The organism is Halobacterium jilantaiense, assembly GCF_900110535.1.
In the GTDB taxonomy this organism is placed as follows: domain Archaea; phylum Halobacteriota; class Halobacteria; order Halobacteriales; family Halobacteriaceae; genus Halobacterium; species Halobacterium jilantaiense.
The window spans coordinates 1,524,686-1,544,857 of sequence record NZ_FOJA01000001.1 but is presented as its reverse complement, the minus strand read 5'-3'; the positions used below and the strand labels follow the sequence as shown (position 1 = coordinate 1,544,857).

At 69.8% G+C, this 20,172-nt stretch carries 23 protein-coding genes; 12 read left to right on the top strand and 11 right to left on the bottom strand.

Going from position 1 to position 20,172, the window contains the following annotated elements; all coding sequences use genetic code 11:
- Nucleotides 1-8: 8 nt before the first annotated feature.
- The gene (locus BMW35_RS07970; protein ID WP_089668832.1) at nt 9-485 is read right to left on the bottom strand and encodes a deoxyuridine 5'-triphosphate nucleotidohydrolase; all 477 of its coding nucleotides are present in this window, start codon (nt 483-485) and stop codon (nt 9-11) included.
- 135 nt (nt 486-620) lie between these two features.
- On the opposite strand from BMW35_RS07970, the gene BMW35_RS07965 reads away from it, so the two are divergent.
- The 5 genes from BMW35_RS07965 to BMW35_RS07945 all read left to right on the top strand — a co-directional run bounded on the left by BMW35_RS07965 (nt 621) and on the right by BMW35_RS07945 (nt 5,858).
- Complete coding sequence (locus tag BMW35_RS07965; protein ID WP_089668831.1) at nt 621-2,213, top strand: S8 family serine peptidase; 1,593 nt, start codon at nt 621-623, stop codon at nt 2,211-2,213.
- 184 nt (nt 2,214-2,397) lie between these two features.
- The gene (locus tag BMW35_RS07960; protein WP_089668830.1) at nt 2,398-4,386 is read left to right on the top strand and encodes an aconitate hydratase; all 1,989 of its coding nucleotides are present in this window, start codon (nt 2,398-2,400) and stop codon (nt 4,384-4,386) included.
- A 97-nt stretch (nt 4,387-4,483) separates the two neighbouring features.
- Nucleotides 4,484-4,978: a ribosomal protein S18-alanine N-acetyltransferase gene (gene rimI, locus BMW35_RS07955; protein WP_089668829.1), complete on the top strand. Its 495-nt coding sequence runs from the start codon at nt 4,484-4,486 to the stop codon at nt 4,976-4,978.
- A gap of 22 nt (nt 4,979-5,000) precedes the next feature.
- A complete protein-coding gene (locus BMW35_RS07950; protein WP_089668828.1) occupies nt 5,001-5,411 on the top strand; it encodes a DUF5810 domain-containing protein in 411 nt (136 codons plus the stop codon).
- Between the two features lie 24 nt (nt 5,412-5,435).
- The gene (locus BMW35_RS07945) at nt 5,436-5,858 is read left to right on the top strand and encodes a DUF5809 family protein (protein ID WP_089670378.1); all 423 of its coding nucleotides are present in this window, start codon (nt 5,436-5,438) and stop codon (nt 5,856-5,858) included.
- On the opposite strand, the gene BMW35_RS07940 is transcribed toward BMW35_RS07945, so the two are convergent.
- Nucleotides 5,837-6,271, bottom strand: coding sequence for a metal-dependent transcriptional regulator (locus BMW35_RS07940; RefSeq protein ID WP_089668827.1), 435 nt, complete (start codon nt 6,269-6,271; stop codon nt 5,837-5,839). The genes BMW35_RS07945 and BMW35_RS07940 overlap by 22 nt on opposite strands.
- An 85-nt stretch (nt 6,272-6,356) precedes the next feature.
- Between BMW35_RS07940 and BMW35_RS07935 the strand changes: the two genes are divergently transcribed.
- From BMW35_RS07935 to BMW35_RS07925, 3 genes are all read left to right on the top strand, one after another.
- Nucleotides 6,357-7,007 (top strand): NUDIX hydrolase, encoded by a 651-nt coding sequence (locus tag BMW35_RS07935; RefSeq protein WP_089668826.1) that lies wholly within the window; start codon nt 6,357-6,359, stop codon nt 7,005-7,007.
- A 107-nt stretch (nt 7,008-7,114) separates the two neighbouring features.
- Entirely contained in the window at nt 7,115-7,309 is a 195-nt protein-coding gene (locus tag BMW35_RS07930; RefSeq protein ID WP_089668825.1) for a heavy-metal-associated domain-containing protein, read from the top strand.
- A gap of 79 nt (nt 7,310-7,388) precedes the next feature.
- The gene (locus tag BMW35_RS07925) at nt 7,389-7,742 is read left to right on the top strand and encodes a rhodanese-like domain-containing protein (protein ID WP_089668824.1); all 354 of its coding nucleotides are present in this window, start codon (nt 7,389-7,391) and stop codon (nt 7,740-7,742) included.
- Nucleotides 7,743-7,770: 28 nt separating this feature from the next.
- Here BMW35_RS07925 and BMW35_RS07920 read toward each other — a convergent pair whose 3' ends face one another.
- The 6 genes from BMW35_RS07920 to BMW35_RS07895 all read right to left on the bottom strand — a co-directional run bounded on the left by BMW35_RS07920 (nt 7,771) and on the right by BMW35_RS07895 (nt 13,579).
- Nucleotides 7,771-8,625 carry a hypothetical protein gene (locus BMW35_RS07920; RefSeq protein WP_089668823.1) on the bottom strand — a complete coding sequence of 285 codons (855 nt, stop codon included), beginning with the start codon at nt 8,623-8,625 and terminating at the stop codon, nt 7,771-7,773.
- Between the two features lie 134 nt (nt 8,626-8,759).
- Nucleotides 8,760-9,053: a stress response translation initiation inhibitor YciH gene (yciH, locus tag BMW35_RS07915; protein ID WP_089668822.1), complete on the bottom strand. Its 294-nt coding sequence runs from the start codon at nt 9,051-9,053 to the stop codon at nt 8,760-8,762.
- A 34-nt stretch (nt 9,054-9,087) separates the two neighbouring features.
- Complete coding sequence (locus BMW35_RS07910) at nt 9,088-11,292, bottom strand: transglutaminaseTgpA domain-containing protein (RefSeq protein ID WP_089668821.1); 2,205 nt, start codon at nt 11,290-11,292, stop codon at nt 9,088-9,090.
- On the bottom strand, nt 11,289-12,296 hold the full coding sequence (locus BMW35_RS07905) for a DUF58 domain-containing protein (protein ID WP_089668820.1): 1,008 nt from the start codon (nt 12,294-12,296) through the stop codon (nt 11,289-11,291). Before BMW35_RS07905 ends, BMW35_RS07910 begins: the two co-directional genes overlap by 4 nt.
- 1 nt (nt 12,297) lies before the next feature.
- On the bottom strand, nt 12,298-13,296 hold the full coding sequence (locus BMW35_RS07900; RefSeq protein WP_089668819.1) for an AAA family ATPase: 999 nt from the start codon (nt 13,294-13,296) through the stop codon (nt 12,298-12,300).
- Nucleotides 13,297-13,354: 58 nt separating this feature from the next.
- Complete coding sequence (locus BMW35_RS07895; RefSeq protein WP_089668818.1) at nt 13,355-13,579, bottom strand: DUF7573 domain-containing protein; 225 nt, start codon at nt 13,577-13,579, stop codon at nt 13,355-13,357.
- 48 nt (nt 13,580-13,627) lie between these two features.
- Here BMW35_RS07895 and BMW35_RS07890 point away from each other — a divergent pair, with 48 nt between their 5' ends.
- Nucleotides 13,628-13,861 (top strand): DUF8024 family protein, encoded by a 234-nt coding sequence (locus tag BMW35_RS07890; protein WP_245708153.1) that lies wholly within the window; start codon nt 13,628-13,630, stop codon nt 13,859-13,861.
- Here the strand turns inward: BMW35_RS07890 and BMW35_RS07885 are convergent.
- The gene (locus BMW35_RS07885; protein ID WP_089668816.1) at nt 13,858-14,895 is read right to left on the bottom strand and encodes a 5,10-methylenetetrahydromethanopterin reductase; all 1,038 of its coding nucleotides are present in this window, start codon (nt 14,893-14,895) and stop codon (nt 13,858-13,860) included. The genes BMW35_RS07890 and BMW35_RS07885 overlap by 4 nt on opposite strands.
- Nucleotides 14,882-15,646 (bottom strand): coenzyme F420-0:L-glutamate ligase, encoded by a 765-nt coding sequence (locus BMW35_RS07880; RefSeq protein ID WP_089668815.1) that lies wholly within the window; start codon nt 15,644-15,646, stop codon nt 14,882-14,884. Before BMW35_RS07880 ends, BMW35_RS07885 begins: the two co-directional genes overlap by 14 nt.
- Nucleotides 15,647-15,754: 108 nt before the next feature.
- Here BMW35_RS07880 and BMW35_RS07875 point away from each other — a divergent pair, with 108 nt between their 5' ends.
- On the top strand, nt 15,755-16,975 hold the full coding sequence (locus BMW35_RS07875) for an eIF2B alpha/beta/delta subunit family protein (RefSeq protein WP_089668814.1): 1,221 nt from the start codon (nt 15,755-15,757) through the stop codon (nt 16,973-16,975).
- Between the two features lie 287 nt (nt 16,976-17,262).
- Here the strand turns inward: BMW35_RS07875 and engB are convergent, their stop codons facing one another.
- Nucleotides 17,263-17,883: a GTP-binding protein EngB gene (engB, locus tag BMW35_RS07870; RefSeq protein WP_089668813.1), complete on the bottom strand. Its 621-nt coding sequence runs from the start codon at nt 17,881-17,883 to the stop codon at nt 17,263-17,265.
- A 108-nt stretch (nt 17,884-17,991) separates the two neighbouring features.
- Here engB and BMW35_RS07865 point away from each other — a divergent pair, with 108 nt between their 5' ends.
- Entirely contained in the window at nt 17,992-18,741 is a 750-nt protein-coding gene (locus BMW35_RS07865) for an SIMPL domain-containing protein (RefSeq protein ID WP_089668812.1), read from the top strand.
- Between the two features lie 79 nt (nt 18,742-18,820).
- A complete protein-coding gene (locus BMW35_RS07860; protein ID WP_089668811.1) occupies nt 18,821-20,119 on the top strand; it encodes a TIGR00341 family protein in 1,299 nt (432 codons plus the stop codon).
- The last annotated feature ends 53 nt before the right edge of the window (nt 20,120-20,172 follow it).

The following is a 20,172-nucleotide window of genomic DNA, read 5'->3' as shown; positions in this document are numbered from 1 at the left end:
TCCCGGTCCTACTCGGTGCGTTCGCCCTGATAGCTGCCGTCGTAGGCACCGTCGTGGTCGGCGTCGGCGAGCACGAGCTGGGCGACCCGCGCGCCGCGCTCCAGTTCGATCTCGTGGTGGACTTCCAGCAGGCCTTCGCCTTTCCCGGTGTAGCCGGCGTCCCAGACGGCCGAGTTCAGCATACAGGAGTTCCGCATGAGCGACGACCGCGGGTAGAGGAAGCCGACGTGGGCTTCGGGGATGGAGATGGTCTCGGCGTACTGGAGAATGTAGCCGCCGGGCTGGAGCACGAAGGTGTCGCGGCCCTCCTCGCGCTGCGTCTCGACCCGGTTTCGGCCGCCGATGTCCTTGCCGTCGGCGGTGATGCGGCCGGGTTCGACCTGTTCAAGAACGGCTTCGACGGTGAGGTCGACGCCGTTAGGCTGCACTTGGTCGGTCGACACGGACTCGACGTGGTCGGCGACGAACGCGCCGCTCTCGTACATGCCCCGGGATTCGGCGGTCGCAGGGAAGCGCTTTCGGTTCACAACGGCACGCTAGTTTATTACAGTTCTCAGCAAACTAATTTACGATAACCCTAGAAAAGTAATAAGGTTCCGTGTTGATTCCTACCGTGTGGGATGGCAGATGACAACACACTCACGAGGCGGAGTTTCCTGACAGCCACCGGCGCGGCCGCCGGTTCGGTCGCGTTCGTCGGTGCCGGTGCCGCGACGCCCGGCAAGGGACGCGGCAACGGACGCGGCAAGGGGACCGAACGGCGCGAGTACATCGTCGGCGTGTCGGCGAGCGAAGACGACCCGAGAGGGTACGTTCGGAAGCACCTCTCGGGCAAGGAGGAGCCCATCAGCACGAACGAGCGGCTCGGCACTACGGTCGTCGGACTCCCGGAGAACGCGGCCGAGCAGGCCCACCAGAACTTCCTCGGCCGACTGGAGGCCGCGGACGGTGTGAAGTACGTCGAGCAGAACGTCGACCTGCAGGCGCAGGTCGCGCCAAACGACCCCCGATACCGAGACCAGTACGCCGACCAGCAGGTCAACGCGCCGGAAGCCTGGGACGCGACGTTCGGTGACTCCGGTGTCACGGTCGCCGTGGTCGACCAGGGCGTCAAGTACGACCACCCGGACCTCGACGGCAACATGGACGGCTCTGTGTCGAACTCGGGGTACGACTTCGTCGACGACGACGACGACCCGTATCCGGACGCGCTCAGCGACGAGTACCACGGAACGCACGTCGGCGGCATCGCGGCCGCCGAGGTCGACAACGGCGAGGGCGTCACCGGCATCGGGAACTCCAGCCTGCTCTCCGGACGCGCGCTCTCCGAGCAGGGTTCGGGCTCGACGGCGGACATCGCGGACGCCGTGACGTGGGCGGCCGACCAGGGTGCCGACGTCATCAACCTCTCGCTGGGCGGCGGCGGCTACACTGACACGATGAAGAACGCCGTCTCGTACGCGACGAACAACGGCGCGCTCGTCGTCGCCGCCGCGGGCAACGACGGCCAGGGCTCGGTCTCGTACCCGGCGGCGTACAGCGAGTGTCTCGCCGTGAGCGCGCTCGACCCGGACGAGACGCTGGCGTCGTACTCGAACTACGGCGGTAACATCGAACTCGCCGCGCCCGGGACGAACGTGCTCTCGACGTGGACGGACGACGCCTACGACTCCATCTCGGGGACGTCGATGGCGACCCCGGTGGTCGCGGGCGTCGCGGGTCTCGCGCTCGCGCAGTGGGACCTCACGAACGCGGAACTCCGGAACCACCTGAAGAACACGGCGGTGAACGTCGGCCTCTCCAGCGACAAGCAGGGGTCCGGTCGCGTCGACGCCGGTAACGCCATCACCACCGAACCCGGCTCCGGCGGTGGCGGTGGTGGTGGTGGCGGCGGCTCCACGTCGACGACGATTTCCGGGTCGCTGTCCAGCTACGCCGACAGCGACTGCTCGACGTACACCTTCGAGTACGACAGTCCGAGCCAGATTGTCATCGAGCTGAGCGGGCCCTCGGACGCCGACTTCGACCTGTACGCGAACACGGGCGTCGGCGCGTGCCCGACAACGGACGACTACGACTACCGGTCGTACACCACGAACTCCCAGGAGACCATCACCATCGACAGCCCGGACACGTCGACGGACCTCTACGCGCTCGTCGACTCCTACTCGGGGAGCGGCGACTTCACGGTGACGTTCACCGAGTACCAGTAGCGCGTTCGCCGCCTGCGGAGCGACGACCCCTCGTTGCGAGCTGGGGTGACACCCGGCCACCGACTGCTACTTCTTGCGGTTCGTCCACACGCGTCAAATAAGGAAATACGGGCTGTATTAGGTGTCGCAGGGGGTCCTGAAACACGCGGGATTTATAATTGTAGAAGCTCCATCTCCGCACGCTATGGGACAGACGATTACGGAAAAAATTCTCGATGACCACCTCGTCGAGGGCGACCTGACGCCCGGCGAGGAAATCGGCATCGAGATCGACCAGACGCTCTCCCAGGACACCACTGGGACGATGGTCTGGCTGCAGTTCGAGGCGCTCGAGATGGACGAAGTCCAGACCGAGCTCGCCGCGCAGTACTGCGACCACCAGACTTATCAGTTCGACTTCAAGAACACCGACGACCACCGCTTCCTGCGGTCGGCCGCCGGCACCTACGGCGCGTACTTCTCCCGACCGGGCAACGGCATCTGCCACAACGTCCACAAGGAGAACTTCGCCGCGCCCGGCAAGACCCTCCTCGGGTCCGACAGCCACACACCCACCCCCGGCGGTCTCGGCCAGCTCGCAATCGGCGCGGGCGGCATCGACATCGCCGTCGCGATGGGCGGTGGCGCGTACCACGTCGAGATGCCCGAGGTCGTCAACGTCCGACTCGAGGGCGAGCTCCCCGAGTGGGCCACCGCGAAGGACGTCATCCTCGAGCTCCTCCGTCGCCTCTCCGTGAAGGGCGGCGTCGGCAAGGTGCTGGAGTACACGGGCCCCGGCGTGGAGTCGCTCTCCGTGCCCGAGCGGACCACCATCACGAACATGGGCACCGAGCTCGGCGCGACGTCTTCTATCTTCCCGACCGACGAGCGCACGAAGGACTGGATGGCGAAGTTCGACCGCGAGGACGAGTTCGTCGACATCAGTCCCGACGAGGACGCCGAGTACGCCGACGAGATCGTCGTCGACCTCTCGGACCTCGAGCCGCTCATCGCCGAGCCGTCGATGCCGGACAACGTCGTCCCGGTCAGCGAGGTCGCGGGCCAGGACGTCGAGCAGGTCATCGTCGGTTCCTGTACGAACGGTGCCTACGAGGACATCCTCCCGGCCGCGAAGATGCTGGAGGGCCGCGAGGTCGCCAAGCACACCGAGATGATCGTCGCGCCCGGCTCCAAGCAGGCCTCCGAGATGCTCGCCCGCGAGGGCTGGACGGCCGAGATGATGGCCGCCGGCGTCAACTTCAGTGAGGCGACGTGTGGTGCCTGTATCGGCATCGGCCACGTGCCCGCCTCCGACTCGGTGAGCCTCCGGACGTTCAACCGCAACTTCGAGGGCCGCTCCGGCATCGAGGACGACTCCGTGTTCCTCTGCTCGCCGGAGGTCGCGGCCGCCGCCGCGCTCAAGGGCGAAATCGTCGACCCGCGAGACCTCGCCGACGAGCTCGGCGACCTCGAGGCCCCCGGCTTCGAGATGGGCACGTCGTACTCCGGCGGCTACGGGGAGGGCGACGCCGACATCATCACGCCCGAGGAGTCCATCGACGACGACCTCATCAAGGGTCCGAACATCTCCAGCGTGCCCGTCAAGGACCCGCTGGACGCCGACGTGGGCGGTGAGACCCTGCTGAAGATGCAGGACAACATCACCACCGACCACATCATCCCGGCGACCTCGGACATCCTGAAGTTCCGCTCGAACATCGAGCGGCTCTCCGAGTTCACGCTCTCGCGCATCGACGACACGTTCGCCGAGCGCGCGAAGGCCGCCGACAGCGGCGCGCTGGTCGCTGGCGAGAACTACGGTCAGGGGTCGTCCCGCGAGCACGCGGCGATGTGCCCGATGTTCCTCGGCGTGGAGGTCGTTCTCGCGCAGAGCTTCGCCCGCATCCACAAGGCGAACCTCTTCAACTTCGGCATCCTGCCGCTGAACATCGACGAGGACACGTACGCCCGCATCGAGCAGGGCGACGACGTGGAGGTCGTCGACGACGTCGCCGAGGCCGTCGCGTCCGGCCAGGAGGAGTTCACGGTCCGCGTGAACGACGACTGGGAGGCGACCGCGACCCTCGACGCGTCCGAGCGCGAGCGCCGCACGCTCGCCGCCGGTGGCAAGCTCTCGCTGACGAAGCAGAAGCACGGCGAGGGCGACTCCGGGGCCGCGCCCGCGGACGACTAACGACACTCCGTTCTTTCTTTCGCAGCCCGGCCAGCGGCAGCGCCGCCGAACCGCGACGGCCGTAGGCCATAAATCGCCGTCCGCCCAACAGTGCGGTGTGACTGTCGCTCAGCCGCCGGGTGTCGACGCGACCGTTCGGCAGGCGACGCGCGCCGACCTCCTGTCCGTGTTCCGCATCGAGGAGGCCGTCTTCCAGCAGCCGTGGCCGTACTCGGCGTTCGAGCGCCAGCTCGGGACGCCGGGGTTCCTCGTCGCGGAAGCGGGTGACCCGGGAGCCGCCGTCGCCGGCTACGTCGTCGCCGACGAGGTGCCGGGGCACGGCCGGCCGCTCGGCCACGTGAAGAACCTCGCCGTTCGGCCGGAGTACCGCGGCCGGGGGCTCGGGAAGGCGTTGCTGTCCCGGGGAATGGCGGCGCTGGCGAGTCAGGGCGCGCGCAGCGTGAAACTCGAAGTGCGGGAGGGCAACGAGGCGGCGCGCGGGCTCTACGAGGACTTCGGCTTCGAGTACTTGCGGACGCTCCCCCAGTACTACGCGGACGGCGAGGACGCCTACGTGCTGGTGGCGAGCCTCGAGGACCGTGACGGGTTTTAGCGGGTAGGCCCACGGTCGAACTATGGGCTACGAGTGTCCGGTGTGTGGCGTCGAAGAAGCCGACGACGAGCACCTCGCGAACCACGTGGCGTTCACGGCGCTGGTCCGGGGCGGCGACCACGAAGCGTGGCTCGACGACCACGTCCCGGACTGGGAAGAACGCGACCCCGACACGCTCGCCCCCGAAGTCGTCCCGCACGCCACCGAGACCGAGTCGGAGCCGACGACGGAACCGCACGGCCACGCCCACGACCACGACGTGCCGTCGGTCGAGCGCACCGGTCAGGCCGACCTCTCCGGGGCGGCCGACGACGTGCTGGAGGAGGCCCGAGAGCTGACCGAAGCGATGTACGAGAACCGGCAGGTGGGCGACAGCGGCGACACCGACGACGCGGAGTCGGCCGGCGGCCGCGGAGACTCCGAAAACGAGTAGGTGGTGGCCGCCGGGGTCGGTGACATGAGCGAGACGCGTGGCGTGTTCGCGCCCGAGACGACCGCAGAGGCCCGCGAGTACTTCGAGAACGTGGGTCCGGCGGCCCAGACCGTCACGAAGGAGTTGGCTCGCGAGATGGCGTTCTCGAAGGAGGAGTACGACGAGCGCGTCACCAGCGACGTGGTGGAGACGGCCCGCGACGCGCTGTTCGCGTCGCTTCTCGAAGTCGAGGTCGGCGACTACACGGAGTTCGCGGCCGCCCGCACGGACCACCCGGACGCCGAAGTCGTCCAGCACGGCAGCCAGGACGTCGACAACGCCGTCTGGCACTACGTGCCGTTCGCGGACGCGCTGGTCGCGGCGACGTTCCAGAGCGAACCGGACGCGGCCGTCGGGACGCTGCGCCGCATCGCGTTCGGCGAGTACTACCGGGACGCCATCGAGTAGACCGTACACTCCGGGAAGCGGTCGTCTGGTGCCCCGCACTCCTCGGAGCACGGGTGGTCGACCCGGTCGCCGAGCGCGGCGGCGGCGTCCTCTGAGAGCGCGCGCCCGATGCCGTCGACGTCCGCGTCGGTCAGGTCGAGTTCGCCGTCGAGGAAGTTCTCCGCGAGGCAGCGCCGCCACGCGAGTTCGCGCGCGACCTGTTCGCCGGTCTCTGTGAGTTCTGCGCCGTGATAGCGTTCGTAGTCGACGAGGTCGCGGGAGGCGAGGTCGCGCAGGCGCTCGGTGACGGTGCCGGGACTGACGTCGAGTGCGGCGGCGAGGTCGCCGGTCTCCGCGGGCCGGTCGCGGACGGTGCCGACCGCGAACACGGCCGCGAGGTACCGGCCGTCGGCCGCCGAGACCTCGGGTTCCATGTGTGACAGTCCACCGGCCGACGGCAAAAACCTAGTCCCGTTCCGCTTCGGGTGGTGCTTAGTGCGTGGCGTCGAACGTCCGGGTATGAGCCACGACTGGCCGGTCGTCGAGTCCCGAACCGAGTACGAGACGGGCTGGTACGACGGCGGCTACGACCGCGTCGAGCAGCCCGACGGCAGCGAGAAGAACTACTACTGGGCGGCGCTGCCGCCGGCCGTGGTCGTCGTCGCGGTCGACGACGGCGACGTGGTGTTCGTCGACCAGTACCGGCCGACGATTCGCGAGCAGTGCATGGAACTGGTGGCGGGTATCGTGGAGGAGCGACCCGTCGACGAGCGCGAGGACGACCAGCGGGAGTCCTCGGAACGAGCGAGCGGTGGAACCGCGAGCCGTGAGGACGGCGATACCGAGGACGACGACGCGATTCGACCGCACCCGACGCGGGAGTCGTACGCCGCGGCGGGCCGCCGAGAACTCCGCGAGGAGACGGGCTTCGAGGCGGGCGAGATGCACTTCCTCGAGGAGTTCTGGACGGCGACCGGCGTCCTCCGACACAAGCGCGGCATCGTGTTCGCCGAGGACCTCACGCCGACCGAGCGGGACCTCGACGACAACGAGTTCCTGACCGTCGAGCGCGTCCCCGTCGAGGAGGCGCTGGACGTGGCCCGAGCGCCACCGGCTAACGACGCGACCATCGAGGGGTTGTTGCTCGCCGAGGCCGACGGGCACCTCTGAACGCAATTTCGCGCCCCGATTCTGGCTTGGATTCCGAACGTATCTGGACGCGAGACGACGGAGTCTGAACGACAACTGCGAAAAAGCCAGCCCCCGTAGAGTAGCGTATGCCACAGATTGGTGTCGAAGGCATGTCCTGCGGACACTGCGAACAGACGGTCGAAGACGCGCTCGCTGACGTCGAGGGCGTCACCGACGCGACCGCCGACAACGAGACTGGTGAAGTGCACTACGAGGGCGACGCGGACGCCACTGAGGTCGCGGCGGCCGTCGAGGACGCCGGCTACGAGCCGGTAATCTGACGCACCGGGCGGCGCGTGGGAGGGACACGGACTGCGGTAATCGGAAGCCATACGCCCGCTCGGTCCCCACGTCCGCGACATGGACGGCGAGCTCTCGGCGGACGAACTCGAAGCGATTCTCGGCGACGACGGCCTCCGAATCGTCGACATCCGGAACCCATCAGCGTTCGACCGCGGCCACATCCCGGACAGCGAGAACATCCCGTTCAACGAACTCCCGCAGGAGGTCGAGCAGTTGGCGGGAGCCGACCGCGTCGTCACGGTCTGCCCGCACGGGCAGGCCAGCCAGCAGGCCGCTCGCCTCGTCGCGTCCTACGAGGGTATCGGCGACGACGCTCGGGTCGACAGCCTCCAGTGCGGCATCGAGGGGTGGCCCGGAGACCTCGAACGGTCGACCGACGACGAGGGCCCCGAGACGGACGCGCCGTTCTGACCGAACAGCTCTGTTTCTCTGGTCGCTGTTACCACTGAGCGTAGGTGACGTACTCGCTGTCTTCGTACTCCACGAGCCACGTCCCGTAGACGTCCGCGATGTCGATGGCGTCGTGGTCGCGGAGGCGGTCGACGACCGACTGGAACGCGTCGGTGTCCTCGAAGTGGGTGCCGTCGATGGCGTTCTCGACGACCTCTCGCTCGGACTCCGAGAGCCCCGACAGCGTGAACAGGTACCGGTCTCGAATCTGGGCGGCGAACGTCTCGATGTCCGGTGCGACCTCCGTTACCTCGTACCGGAACTCGATCTCAGTCTCGACTTCGGACTCGACGCGTATCCGGTACGGGTCGCCGTCGCGAACGACGATGTCGTACTGCTGGTCCGGGACGAACACCGAGCCGTCGCCACCTCTGTCGGCGGTCCCGTACCCGACGCTCATGTCGACGCCGTCCTGTTCGCGGTGGTCGGCGACGAGCGCCGGTTCGAGGCGCGCACGGTCCGTTTCGGGCAGTTCACTGTACTCGATTTCGCCGAGGTCGGGCGTCGTGTCGTCCGGATTGAAGTCTATGAGGACCTCGTAGACAGTCACGTCGCTGTCACCGAGCCTCGTGGTCGACACCTCGTAGATCGCGTCCTCGAAGCGCACGGTCTCTCCCTCGTCGAACAGCTTACTGCGGCCGCTGTCCGTCGCCGAGCCGTTCTCCAGCGCGTCGGCCACGACCGCGTACTCCGACGACCCGGTGTCGACGAGTCTGGAGGCCTTGTCGGCCACGCGCTCGTCCGTCGCCTCGTTCATGTCGAGGACGACGTCCGGGTGAGCGCAGCCGGCGAGGACGACTGGGAGGAGGGCTGCTCCGCCTGCGAGGAACTGGCGGCGTCGCATACACGGGTAGACGCCCAGACTGGCTGAAAGCTTTCTGGTCAGTTGCACCGCCGCAGAATCCGCGGCGAGAGACAGCTACGTCCCGGTCGCTGTGGCGTCGGCGAACGGGGGGAGAAGCGAGCGTCGACGTGGGGTCAGGCGACGTTGAAGCCCTTGTCGCGGAGGAAGTCCTCCACGCGGCCCGAGTGGTTGCCCTGGAGTTCGATTTCGCCGTCCTCGACGGTGCCTCCGCAGGCGAACTTGGACTTCAAGTCCGAGGAGAGGCTGTCGAGGTCGACGTCCTTCGGGTCGAATCCTTCGATGACGGTAACTTCCTTCCCGTAGCGGCGCTCGTCGATGCGGATTTCGATTTGCTGGGACTCTTTGGCGACGTCCTCGCAGACGCAGAGTTCCTCGGGCAACCCGCACGTCGAGCAGACTTCCGACATTACACGCGTGGGTACGAAATCCGCGTATTAAACACTATCGCCGAAGCGACGGCAGGCGGCTGTATTCGCCGGCTAGCGACCGAGCGAGCCGTTTGGCTTCGGCGGCGTCCTCGTCGGAGGCGGAGCCGGCGTACCTGGCGCGCTCCCGGAGGACTGCGGCCCGCTCGGCGGCGTCCCCGGGAGCCACGTCGGCGACGTACTCGCGGACGGTCTCGCCGCTGCGGCGCTCGCGGTAGCGCTGCCCGAGGACGTACTCCACGCGCTCGAAGGCCGCTTCGACCTCCGCCGCGGGGTCGCCGTCGGGCAGCCAGCGCAGCCAGAGCGCGCGGTACGCGCGGTCCGTGATGCCCGTGTAGCGCAGCGCCGCGGCCGCGCCGACGACCAGCACGCCCCAGACGGCGAGGGTCGTCAGCGGCGGGAGGTCCGGAGTGCTCCCGTCGCCGCCCGCGTCGCCGCCCGCACCGTCGCCGAGGTTCGCCGGAACCGTGGCGTTCTCCGGTGACTCGACGCCCTGCGAGGTGCCGAAGTAGGACTCGCGGTCGCGGGGAGCCGTCTGGTTGTTCCCATCCTCGGTGTCGGCGCTGTCGGTCGACGTCTGGGGCGTGGTGGTCTGCGGGGGCGTCCACGTGCCGTTCTCGCTGCCGGCCGCGTCCACGCCCGAGACGCCCTCGCTGCGGGCCTGCTCGACGCGGCTCTCCTCGGCGCTCGTGCGCTCGCTGGCCGGCGTCGGGTCGAACGTCACCCAGCCGCGGTCGGGGACGTACACCTCGACCCAGGCGTGGGAGTCGACGCCGCGGACGACGTACTCGTCCTCGCTGACGCGCTGGCCTTCGGTGAACCCGACGACGAACCGGGCGGGCACGTCCTGCGAGCGCAGCATGACGGTCATCGCCGACGCGTAGTACGTGCAGTAGCCGACCTCGCCGCGCAGCACGAACTCGTTGACGAGGTCGCCCTGCGTGTTCGGCGCGTCCAGCGAGTACTCCTTGTTCGCCTCCAGCCACGCCTCGATGGCTTCGGCCTGCCGGTACGGCGTCTCTGCGTCCGCCGTGATGCGGTCGGCGAGGTCGACGACGTCGCCGCTCGTGCTCTCGGGCACCTGGAGGTATCTGTCGCGAATCGTCTCGGGAACGACGCCGGTCTCGCGAGCGAGTACGTCCGTGTCGTCGGGCGGCGCGCGGCTCACGACCTCGTAGCTGTCCCCGGGGTACAGCGTCGAGGTGCCCTGGAGCAGGCCCCCCTCGGTGAGCTCCGCGTCGAGGCCTCGAATGGTCTGCGGGACGGCGGCGGCCGGCGCGATGTCGAGCCGGCGCTCGACGGTGATGCGCTGCGTGATGCGGTCACCGGTCGGCGGCGGCGTGCCGCGCTCGGTGCCGACGTCGGCGGTCTGCGTCCAGCCGTTGCCCGTGAACCGGTCGTACACCGCGCCCCGGTAGTACGTTGGCTGGTCGGACTCGGCGACGAAGTGGACCTGCGGGTCCAGCCGCAGCTCTCCGCCGACGCCGACGTAGCTGTCTGCGTTCACGAGGCTGCCGGCGGTCGTCGTCGCCTCGGCGGGGACGAGCGGCGACCGGCCGCCCGGCACCGCCGTCACCGTCGCAGACGCCACGACCATCACAGCGAGCACGGCCGCGACGACCTGCACCTGGCGGGTGCTGGCGTCGTGGAGGGCGAGCGTCTCGAACGCCACCGCGCCCGCGGCGGCGAGCACGCCGACGAGCGTCACCGTCGTGGACGCGTCGCCGGTGAGGACGAAGAACCCGAGGGCCGCAGCGGCGAGTCCGGCCGCCCGCGCGTACTCCCGGCGGGCAGTGAAGTACGCTGCGAGGAACGTCGGCGCGGGCGCGACCGCTACCGCCCACGTGCCCGCTGCCGGCATCCGGAGCACCGAGTAGCCGGTGAGCAGCGCGACCGTGTCTTTCAGGACGCGTCCCGGTGAGAGCGCGGCGTAGTACGCCCGCGGCACCGACAGCAGGTACGCCGCCAGCCCCGCGACCAGCAGCGCGACCGCCAGCGCGAACGCGTACTTCCCGGGGAGCGCGCGCAGCACGCCCGCCAGCGCCAGCGCACCGGCGACCACGGCGACCAGTGTCGTCGACGTCCCGACGACGGCGGTCACGTCGTACAGCACGGAGAGGTAGGTCGCGACGACGACTGCGACGCAGGCGACCGCGGCGGTGTCCTGCGGGGAGTCCGTCAGCGCCCGCGGCAGCCGGCGGCCGACGCGCGCGGTGCTCACGCCGCCACCTCCGTCCCGCCGGCTCCCGCTCGACTCCCGACGAACTCCGCGTACCGGTGGTCCTCGCCGTCGACGGTCACGGAGACGTGCTCGCCGCTCTCCGGCGCGTGGACGAAGATGTCGGCCTCGTCGCGGTAGCGCCGCCGGAGGTGGCCCTGTTCGAACGCCGCGAGCACGCCGAGGATGCGGCGGCGGTGCGGGTCGCCGTGGGCAGGGTCGAGGCGACCGCTCGGCGTCGCGATACCGACGGCGATGCCCGCGTCCAGCAGGTGCGTCGCGACACTCGCAGCGGCTTCTGCGACCGAGTCGGCCCGCGGACCCCGCGCCTCGGCGGCGATGGTGACGCGGTCAGACGCGCCCTCGCCGACGAACTCCGTGACGGTGAGGTCGCCGGTCGGGCGCTTCGCGGACGCCTTCCAGTTCACGTCCCGCAGCGGGTCGCCGCGCTCGTACTCGCGGACGCCAGCGAACTGCTCGCGTTCGTCCGTGATGCCGACGTAGCCGGTGAGCAGCGCGGCGGTGTCGTCGAGACTGTGGACCCGCGGGAACACCCGCACCGAGTTCGGGTCCGCGACGAGAAACGACACCGCCCACAGCCCGAACGGGTCGGTCGCTCTGGCGCGACACGGCCCGACGGCGTGGACGCCCCGGTGGACCAACTCGATGTCGTAGGCCACCGTGCGGCCGTCGGCCTCGACGCTGTGGACGGTGTCGCCGCGCAGCCCGTCGGCCAACTGCTCCCGCAGCGTCACCGGGTACGACCGCTCGGCGTCGACCACCAGTTCGACGGTGCGGCGCTCGCCCTGGTGGCCTTCGCGGGGCGCGATGCGTTCGACGTCGGGCTCCGGGACGTAGGCCACGTAGACGCGGGCCGCCACCAGCAACACGGCCGCCGGCACCACGACGGCGTTCAGGCTGCGGCCGCCGAAGCCGTACCCGAGTACGAGCGCGAGCACCGCCACCGCGGCCACCGCCCGCCCGCGGCGAGTGAGTCTGGCCGCCATCTCACTCCGGGTTGACGGTGTCGAGGGCGCGCTGCACGAGCGTGCGCGCGGCCTCCCCGCCGAGTGTCCCCCCTGCCTCTGGCCGGACGCGGTGTGCAAGCACGGCCGGAGCCTCCGTCTGCACGTCGTCCGGGACGACGTAGTCTCGACCGTCCAACACCGCCCGGCCCTGCGCGGCCTGCAGGAGCGAGATGGAGCCGCGGGGACTGACACCGAGCGCGGCGTGGTCGCGGGTGTACCGCGCCAGCTCCGTGACGTACGCTTTCACGGGGCGCGCGACCTCTACGGCCGCCGTCGCGGAGCGCGCCCGCCGCAGGTCTTCGACGGTCGCGACCGACGAGATGTCGTCGATTGGGTGGCCGCCCACCACCCGGTCGAGCACGTCGACCTCGCGCTCGCGGTCCGGATACCCGAGCCGGAGCTTCTTCATGAAGCGGTCGAGCTCCGCCACCGGGAGCTCGTAGGTGCGGTCGCGCTCCACGGAGTTCTGAGTCGCGATGACGAGGAAGGGGTCCGGCAGCGCGCGCGTATCGCCGTCCGCCGTCACCTGCTCTTCCTCCATCGCCTCCAGGAGCGCGGACTGCGTCTTCGGCGGCGCGCGATTGATCTCGTCCGCGAGCAGAACGTTCGCGAACACGGGCCCGTGCTGGAACTCGAACTCGCGGGCCTTCTCGTTGAAGACGTTCACGCCCGTCACGTCCGTCGGCAGCAGGTCGGGCGTGAACTGGACGCGCCGGAAGTCGCCGTCGAACGACCGCGCCACGGAGCGCGCGAGCATCGTCTTCCCCACGCCGGGAACGTCCTCCAAGAGCACGTGGCCGCCGCCCAGTACGGCCGTGAGCACGTGTTCGATGGTCTCGCGCTTGTCGACGATGACCGTCTCGATGTTGTCAGCGACCTCGGCCGCCAGTTCGCTGGCCTCTGTTATCGGCATCGGTGCCGGTGCGTCTGCGTGCGTTCGCGGGTCCGCCACGGCATGGGTATCGGGTGCGTCTGTCATGGGTAATGATAACGGGGCGGTCAGATGGAGTGTTCTACGGCCCGAGGTGCTTGTATGTCTACTGGTCGCTCTGACTGCCGCCGGTTTCCGTCCACCGCGCACACGACACGCAGACGCTGCTGTCGCCGTCCCGCCACAGTCGGACCGTCGACTCGCCGCAGGACGCACACGTCGCGTCCGGCGTCCACGAACTCGTCACGGTGAGCGGGCTGGCTGAACGGGGCGCTGACTCGTCGCCGTCCTCGGGGTCGGCGAACGAGTCGAGCGTGGCGTCGCCTGACACACCTCCACGTTGGGGAGCCCCCGGGATAACGCTCCCGGAGGACTGAAGATGCCGGCACCCGGACTCTCCGGCATGGTCTGGGTCATCGACAACATCGCCTCGATGGTCGAACACTTCACGACGGCCGCAACCACCGACCCGATTTCGGCGCTCGGCGTGCTCTTCGGCGCGCTGTTCGTCGGCGCGGCGTCGGCCGCGTTCGGCGGCCTCGCACTCGGCGGCCTCCTCAAGCCGCTGCTCCCCGACGGTGCCGTCACCCGGCAGCGCCGCCAGCGACCCTAGACGCCGGCGTCGTCGAACGCCCCGGCGAGCAGGTCGACTGCTGCTTCCTGGTCGGGTCCGAGTGGCGACCCCGCCACCACGCTGTCGACGTGCTCGCCGACGGCCGATAGCTGCTCGGCGACCTGCGCTTTCGTTCCCGCGATGCAGAACGCCTCCAGCATCGGCTCCGTCACCAGCCCGAACGCCTCCTCGAACTCGCCGGCCTCGATGGCGTCTCCGATGTCGCTTGCGACCGCCTCGTCGAGTCCGTGACGCTCCAGCACCGGGGGTGCTGCGCCCGCCGCGATGAACGCCACGGGGGGTCGAGCAGCCGCCAGCGCCGCGTCCTCGTCCTCGGCGACTGACACCGACGCGTACGCGCCGACGTCCACGTCACCGTCCACGACGTGACTCGCGGTTTCACCGCTCGCGCCTTCCGGGGTCTCCCGCTGGTCGACCTCGCGGTCCTCTGCCCCCTCGGCGATTCGGTCGGCCGACCACGAGAGGTCCCGGGGGTGGCTCGCGTTCACCAGCACGCCGTCTGCGTGCTTGCCCGCCATCCGCAGCATGTGCGGGCCCTGCGCGCCGACGTACACCGGAATCTCCGCGCCCGACGGCGGCTCGTAGTTCAGGCCGGCGTCCCGGGCCGCGAACGTCCCGTCGTGGTCGACACGCTCGCCCGCCCAGAGGTCCTGTGCGACCTTGAACGCCTCCAGCACGCGCCGGAGCGGCCGGTCGCGGTCGACACCGAGGTTCGTCAGCGTCGACGCGTCTCCCGCGCCGACACCGAACACCGCGCGCCCGCCGCTGAGTTCGTCCAGCGTCGCGGTCTGGGACGCCAGCTTCACCGGGTGCTGATCGTAGGGGTTCGCCACTCCCGGCCCGAGCAGCAGTTCGTCGGTCGCCGCCGCCACCCGGCCGAGCGCCAGGAAGGGGTCGCGGTTGTTGTAGTGACACGACGAGAACACCGCGTCGAACCCCGCGGCCTCCGCGCGCTCGGCGAGGTCGGCGACCTCGCCGACCGGAATCTCGGGGGTGAGCTCAATGCCCCGCATCGAACTCCCACCCCCGGAGCGCCTGCCGCACGAAGTCTCCCGAGACCTCCCGGAAGAGGTTCTCGCTGCCGGCGTGGTCGCCGAACTCGAAGTCCCGGACGACCACGACCGGAGTCCCGCCGTCGCCCTCCCCGGAGACGAGGTTCGCCGCCGCCGCGAGTTCGTCCACGACGGCCTCGACGGTCACTTCGAGTTCGTGGCCGTCGCGGTCCGTCTCACCCCGCCAGTCCCGGGACGCCGGTAGCCCCGCCCAGCCCAGCGCCACGCCGCGCTGACCGTGCCGGAACGGCCGCCCCGACGTGTCTGTCACCACGACGCCGACGTCGGCGTCGAGGCCCGCCCGGATGCGCTCCGCGCTCTCGCTCGGCCGCTCCGGCAACAGCAGGAGGTCGTCACCGCCGGTGTTCGACCGGTCGATGCCGGCGTTCACGCCGACGTGCCCGCAGGTCGCCTCGGTCAGCAGGAACGGAGCCTCCATCACGACCTCCGTCGACTCCTCCAGGACTGCCTGTGCGAACCGCGGGTCCTTCTCCTCGCCCGTAACGTCCGCCAGATGTCCTGCAATCTCTCTCGCGCGAGGCCCTGCCGGGAAGTCGTCGAGGGCAGCCGTCCGCCCTTCGGCCTTCGAGACGACGGTGCTCGCCACGCAGACGATGTCGCCGTCGGTGAGGTCCGCGCGCTCCGAGACCAGGGCTGCGAGGTCGTCACCGGCGTCGACCTCCGGCAGCCCCGAGACCGCGAACGTGTGCATACACCGGACTCAGCGCCGCTCGACAAAAGCACCGGCGATACCGGAGACTGCTCGACCTGCGAGGTCGCGGGGGAACCGTTGAAGCGTCCGCGCGCCGACCCTCCGGGTATGACGACTGACGTCGTGACCGTGTTCCTCCGGCACGGCCCGGCCGTCCTCCTCCTGGAGCGCAGCAGCGAGGTCGGCTCCTACGCCGGCCAGTGGGGTGCCGTCGCCGGGCACGCCGAGGGCGACCCGGACGAGGCGGCCCGCCGCGAACTCCGAGAGGAAGCGGGCGTCACGGACGCGACTATCGTTCGGCGTGGCGACCCCTTCGAGGTCCACGACCCCGACCACGGGACGTGGCGCGTCCACCCGTTTCTCGTCGACGCCGAGTCGCGGTCGGCCGCGACGAACTGGGAGACCGCCAGCCACGAGTGGGTGCCGCCGACCGAGATACGCCGCCGCGACACCGTTCCCGACCTCTGGCGGTCCTACGACGCGGTGCGGCCGACCGTCGAAACCGTCGCCGGCGACGACGAACACGGCTCCGCGTACGTCTCACTGCGTGCGCTCGACGTACTCCGCGACGAGGCGGCTCTCGCTGACGACTACGGCGACGCCGCGGCAGTCGCCCGCGACCTCCGCGACGCGAGGCAGGGGATGGCGGTCGTCCGGAATCGCGTGAACCGGGCGATGCACGAGGCCGACCGGACGCCCGCGAGCGTCGAAGCCAGTGCGCTCGCGGTCGCTCGCGAGGCAGTCGACGCCGACGACCGAGCGGCCGCGCGGGCGGCCGCCGAACTGGACGACGCCTCGGCGGTGTTCACGCTCTCCCGGTCGGGAACCGTTCTCGCGGCGCTGCGCGCTGCCGGCCCCGACCGCGTGGTCGTCGCCGAGTCGCGGCCCGGCGGCGAAGGGGTCCCAGTCGCGGAGACTCTGGCCGACGAGGCCGTCGACGTGACGCTCACCAGCGACGCGAACGTCCCGGCCGCCGTCGCAGACTGCGACGCCGTTCTCGCGGGCTCGGACGCCGTCTTCCCGGACGGCACCGTCGTCAACAAGGTCGGGACGCGGGCGGCGGCGCTGGCCGCGCGGGACGCCGGCGTCCCGGTCCTCGTCGCGTGCGCGGCGGACAAAATCGCGACCGAGCAGTTGCCTGCCGACGAAATGGACGACGACCCGCCGACGCTCTACGACGGCGACGCCGACCTGACGGTCGCGAAACCGGTGTTCGAGGCGGTTCCGGGGCGACTTGTCGACGCCGTCGTCACCGAGGACGGCCGGCTGGACGGCGACGCCGCCGCGGCCGCCGTCCGGGAGCGCCGCGGCTGGGCGGACTGGGAGTGAAAAGGTCTTGTCCGGGGCTGCCGAACGGGGCGTTGGGCGACGGTGACGAGGAGTTACCCCCTCCGAGCCCCTTGTGACGAGGCCTTTCTCCCGAGTCGCCCGCTCTCGTGACTCGCGAGCGACGGCTGTGTCGAGGAGGAAACACCGACAGGCGTAGCGAACAGGCGGCGGACTGCGTACTCGCGGGGTGGACGCCGCGCTCCCGTCCAGACACCCCGCGGCCGGATTCAGGGCACGCCCGGGGCTGGTCGCGTTCTCGCACTTGAACCTCCGGGCTGACGGGGAGGTCAGCTGAAGAACTGCTTGAGCTCGTCGCGCTTCGCGGCCTCGAAGTGGTTGTTCGCCGCGTCCTCCAGGGCCGTTATTTTCCCCTTCTTCGCGGTGATGGGCGCGATGACGTCCTGCCACTGCTTCCACGGCGGGTAGAGTCCGAGCCGCTCGCCGATGTCGTCGAGGCGCTCGTCGCGGTCGTCGACCTTGTCCATCTTGTTGACGGCGACCACTGGCTGGATGCCCAACTCTTCGAGCAGGTAGTAGAGTTCGACGACGTGGGGAATCTCGTCCTCTCCGCTGTGCCGGTCGATGATGTCGACAGCGGCCTTTCCGTCGAGCACGAGGACGCCGAGCATGATGTTGTCCGCGTACTCCTCGATGTACCGGACGACCTCCGTCTTGATGGCTTCCTCGTGGCCGTCCTCGACGCCCTGCATGTAGCCGAAGCCGGGCAGGTCGGTGAACATGAAATCCTCGCTCGCCCAGTCGAAGTGGTTCGGCTGGCGCGTGACCCCCGGCTTCTGGCCGGTCGGGACCTTGTGCCCCGTGAGCTCGCGCATCAATGTGGACTTCCCGACGTTCGACCGGCCGACGAGCACCACCTCGTCGCTCCGGTCGGGTCGACTCTCGAACATGGGCGTCGTAGCCCGCGAGCGCGGTTAAGTCGTGCGTCCCGCGACAGTCAAAGCGACGTTTGACTCCGAGTGAGCTTCAAGCCCCGGCGGAGCGTAGCTGTAACTGCAATGAACTCCAGAACTGCCCTGAGCGCGGTCCTCGTTGCGGGGCTGCTCGTCGCGGCCGGTGTCGCCGGCGCGACAGTCCTCGGCACCGGACCCGCGTCCGCCAGCCAGCCCACCGACTCGAAGTCGATTACCGTCTCGGCGTCCGGCGACGTCGAAGCCACCCCCGACCAGGCAGTCGTCAGCGTCGCCGTCACCGCGACCGGCAACGACTCCACCGCCGTCCGTGAAGACCTCGCGTCGAACGTCGCGTCCGTCCGCGACGCGCTCACCGAGTACGGCATCCCCAGCGACGACATCCGCACCGCGCACTTCGACATCCGACAGGAGCGCGAACGCACCCCGGAGGGGATGGAGCGTGGTGACTACCGCGGCGTCCACGCCCTCGAAATCACCACCGACGACACCGAGGCCGCCGGCGAGATAATCGACCTCGCGGTCGACAACGGTGCCGACACCATCAACGGCGTCTCCTTCACGCTCTCCGACGAGAAGCGCGAGGACCTCCACAACGAGGCCCTGGAGGCCGCGATGGCGAACGCAGACACGCGCGCCGACACGCTCGCGTCCGCCAGCGACCTCACCGTGACCGAGGTCCACTCCATCCACTCCGCGGACACTTCCCACCGCCCGTACCGCATGGAGACGGCCTACGTCGCGGCTGACAGCGCCACCGCCGGTGGCACGTCCGTCGAGGCGGGTCCCGTCACGGTCACTGCCGACGTGCGCGTCACTTACAACGCCACCGCGTAACGCCCCACGACTACCGGGCATCCGGTGCCCGAACCGCCCTCCCTGAACGCTTTTCTTCGCGCCCCTGTAAGCGGGGGTCGTGCGACTCGTTCAGGTGACCGTCCCCGCCGGCAAGCGGGACGCGGTTCTCGCCCAACTCGACGACGAAGGCGTCGACTACGTCGTGACAGACGAGACGGGCAGCCGCGAATACACGGCCGTCGTCCACTTCCCGCTGCCGACCGAGGCCGTCGAGGACGTCCTCGATTCGCTGCAGTCTGTCGGGCTCTCCGAGGACGCGTACACGGTCGTCCTGAGCGCCGAAACGGTCGTCTCGCGGCGCTTCGAGCAGTTGAAAGACCGCTACGAGAACGACGACGAGTCCGGGAGCGACCGAATCGCCCGGGAGGAACTCGTCGCTCGCGCCGAAGACCTCGCGCCCGCCCGCGTGACCTACGGCGTTCTCACCATCGTCAGCACCGTCATCGCGACCGCCGGCCTCCTCCTGGACTCGCCGGCGACCGTCGTCGGGTCGATGGTCATCGCGCCACTGCTCGGCCCCGCGATGTCTGCGAGCGTCGGCACCGTCGTCGACGACGACGACCTCTTCGCTCGCGGCGTCCGCCTCCAGGTGGTGGGCGTCCTGCTGTCCATCGCGGGGGCTGCGGTGTTCGCGTTCCTCGTGAAGTCGACGCACGTCGTCCCGCCTGGCCTCGACGTGCTCTCGCTCGCGGAAGTCCGCGAGCGCCTCCGGCCGGACTTCCTCTCGCTGGTCGTCGCGCTCGGCGCTGGCGTCGCGGGCGTCACGAGCCTCATGACCGGCGTCTCCTCGGCGCTCGTCGGCGTCGCCATCGCCGTGGCGCTCATCCCGCCGGCCGCCGCCGTCGGCATCGGTATCGCGTGGGGCATCCCGACGCTCGCGGTCGGGTCCGCCATCCTCGTCGGCGTGAACGTTCTGTCCATCAACCTCGCCGCCCTGCTCGTCCTCTGGTACTCCGGCTACCGCCCGGACAAGTTCTTTCAGGTCGGGGAGGCCCGGGCCGCGCTCGTCAAGCGCGCCGCCACGCTCGCCGTCGCCATCGCCGTGCTGTCGGCGTTCCTCGGCGGCGTCACGTTCGCGTCCTTCGAGGCGGCCGAAACCGAACAGGCCGTCGACCGCGCCATCGCGGACGTCACTGCTCAGGCCGAGTACGACCGCATCTCTCGCCTCGACGTCCAGTTCCGGTACGAACGCGGCCTCGTCTCCCGTCAGCCGCAGTCCGTCGTCGTCACGCTCGGCGTCCCCCCGGACGCCTCCTACCCGGACCTCCCGGAGCAACTCGCCACGCGAATCGAAGTCCGCACCGGCCACGACCTCGCCGTCGAAGTCAGGTACGTGCAGGTCGAACGCGCCGGCTGACGCGGACGCACCGGCACGACGGAGACAGGGCTCTCCCCCAACGAGTAAGTGCC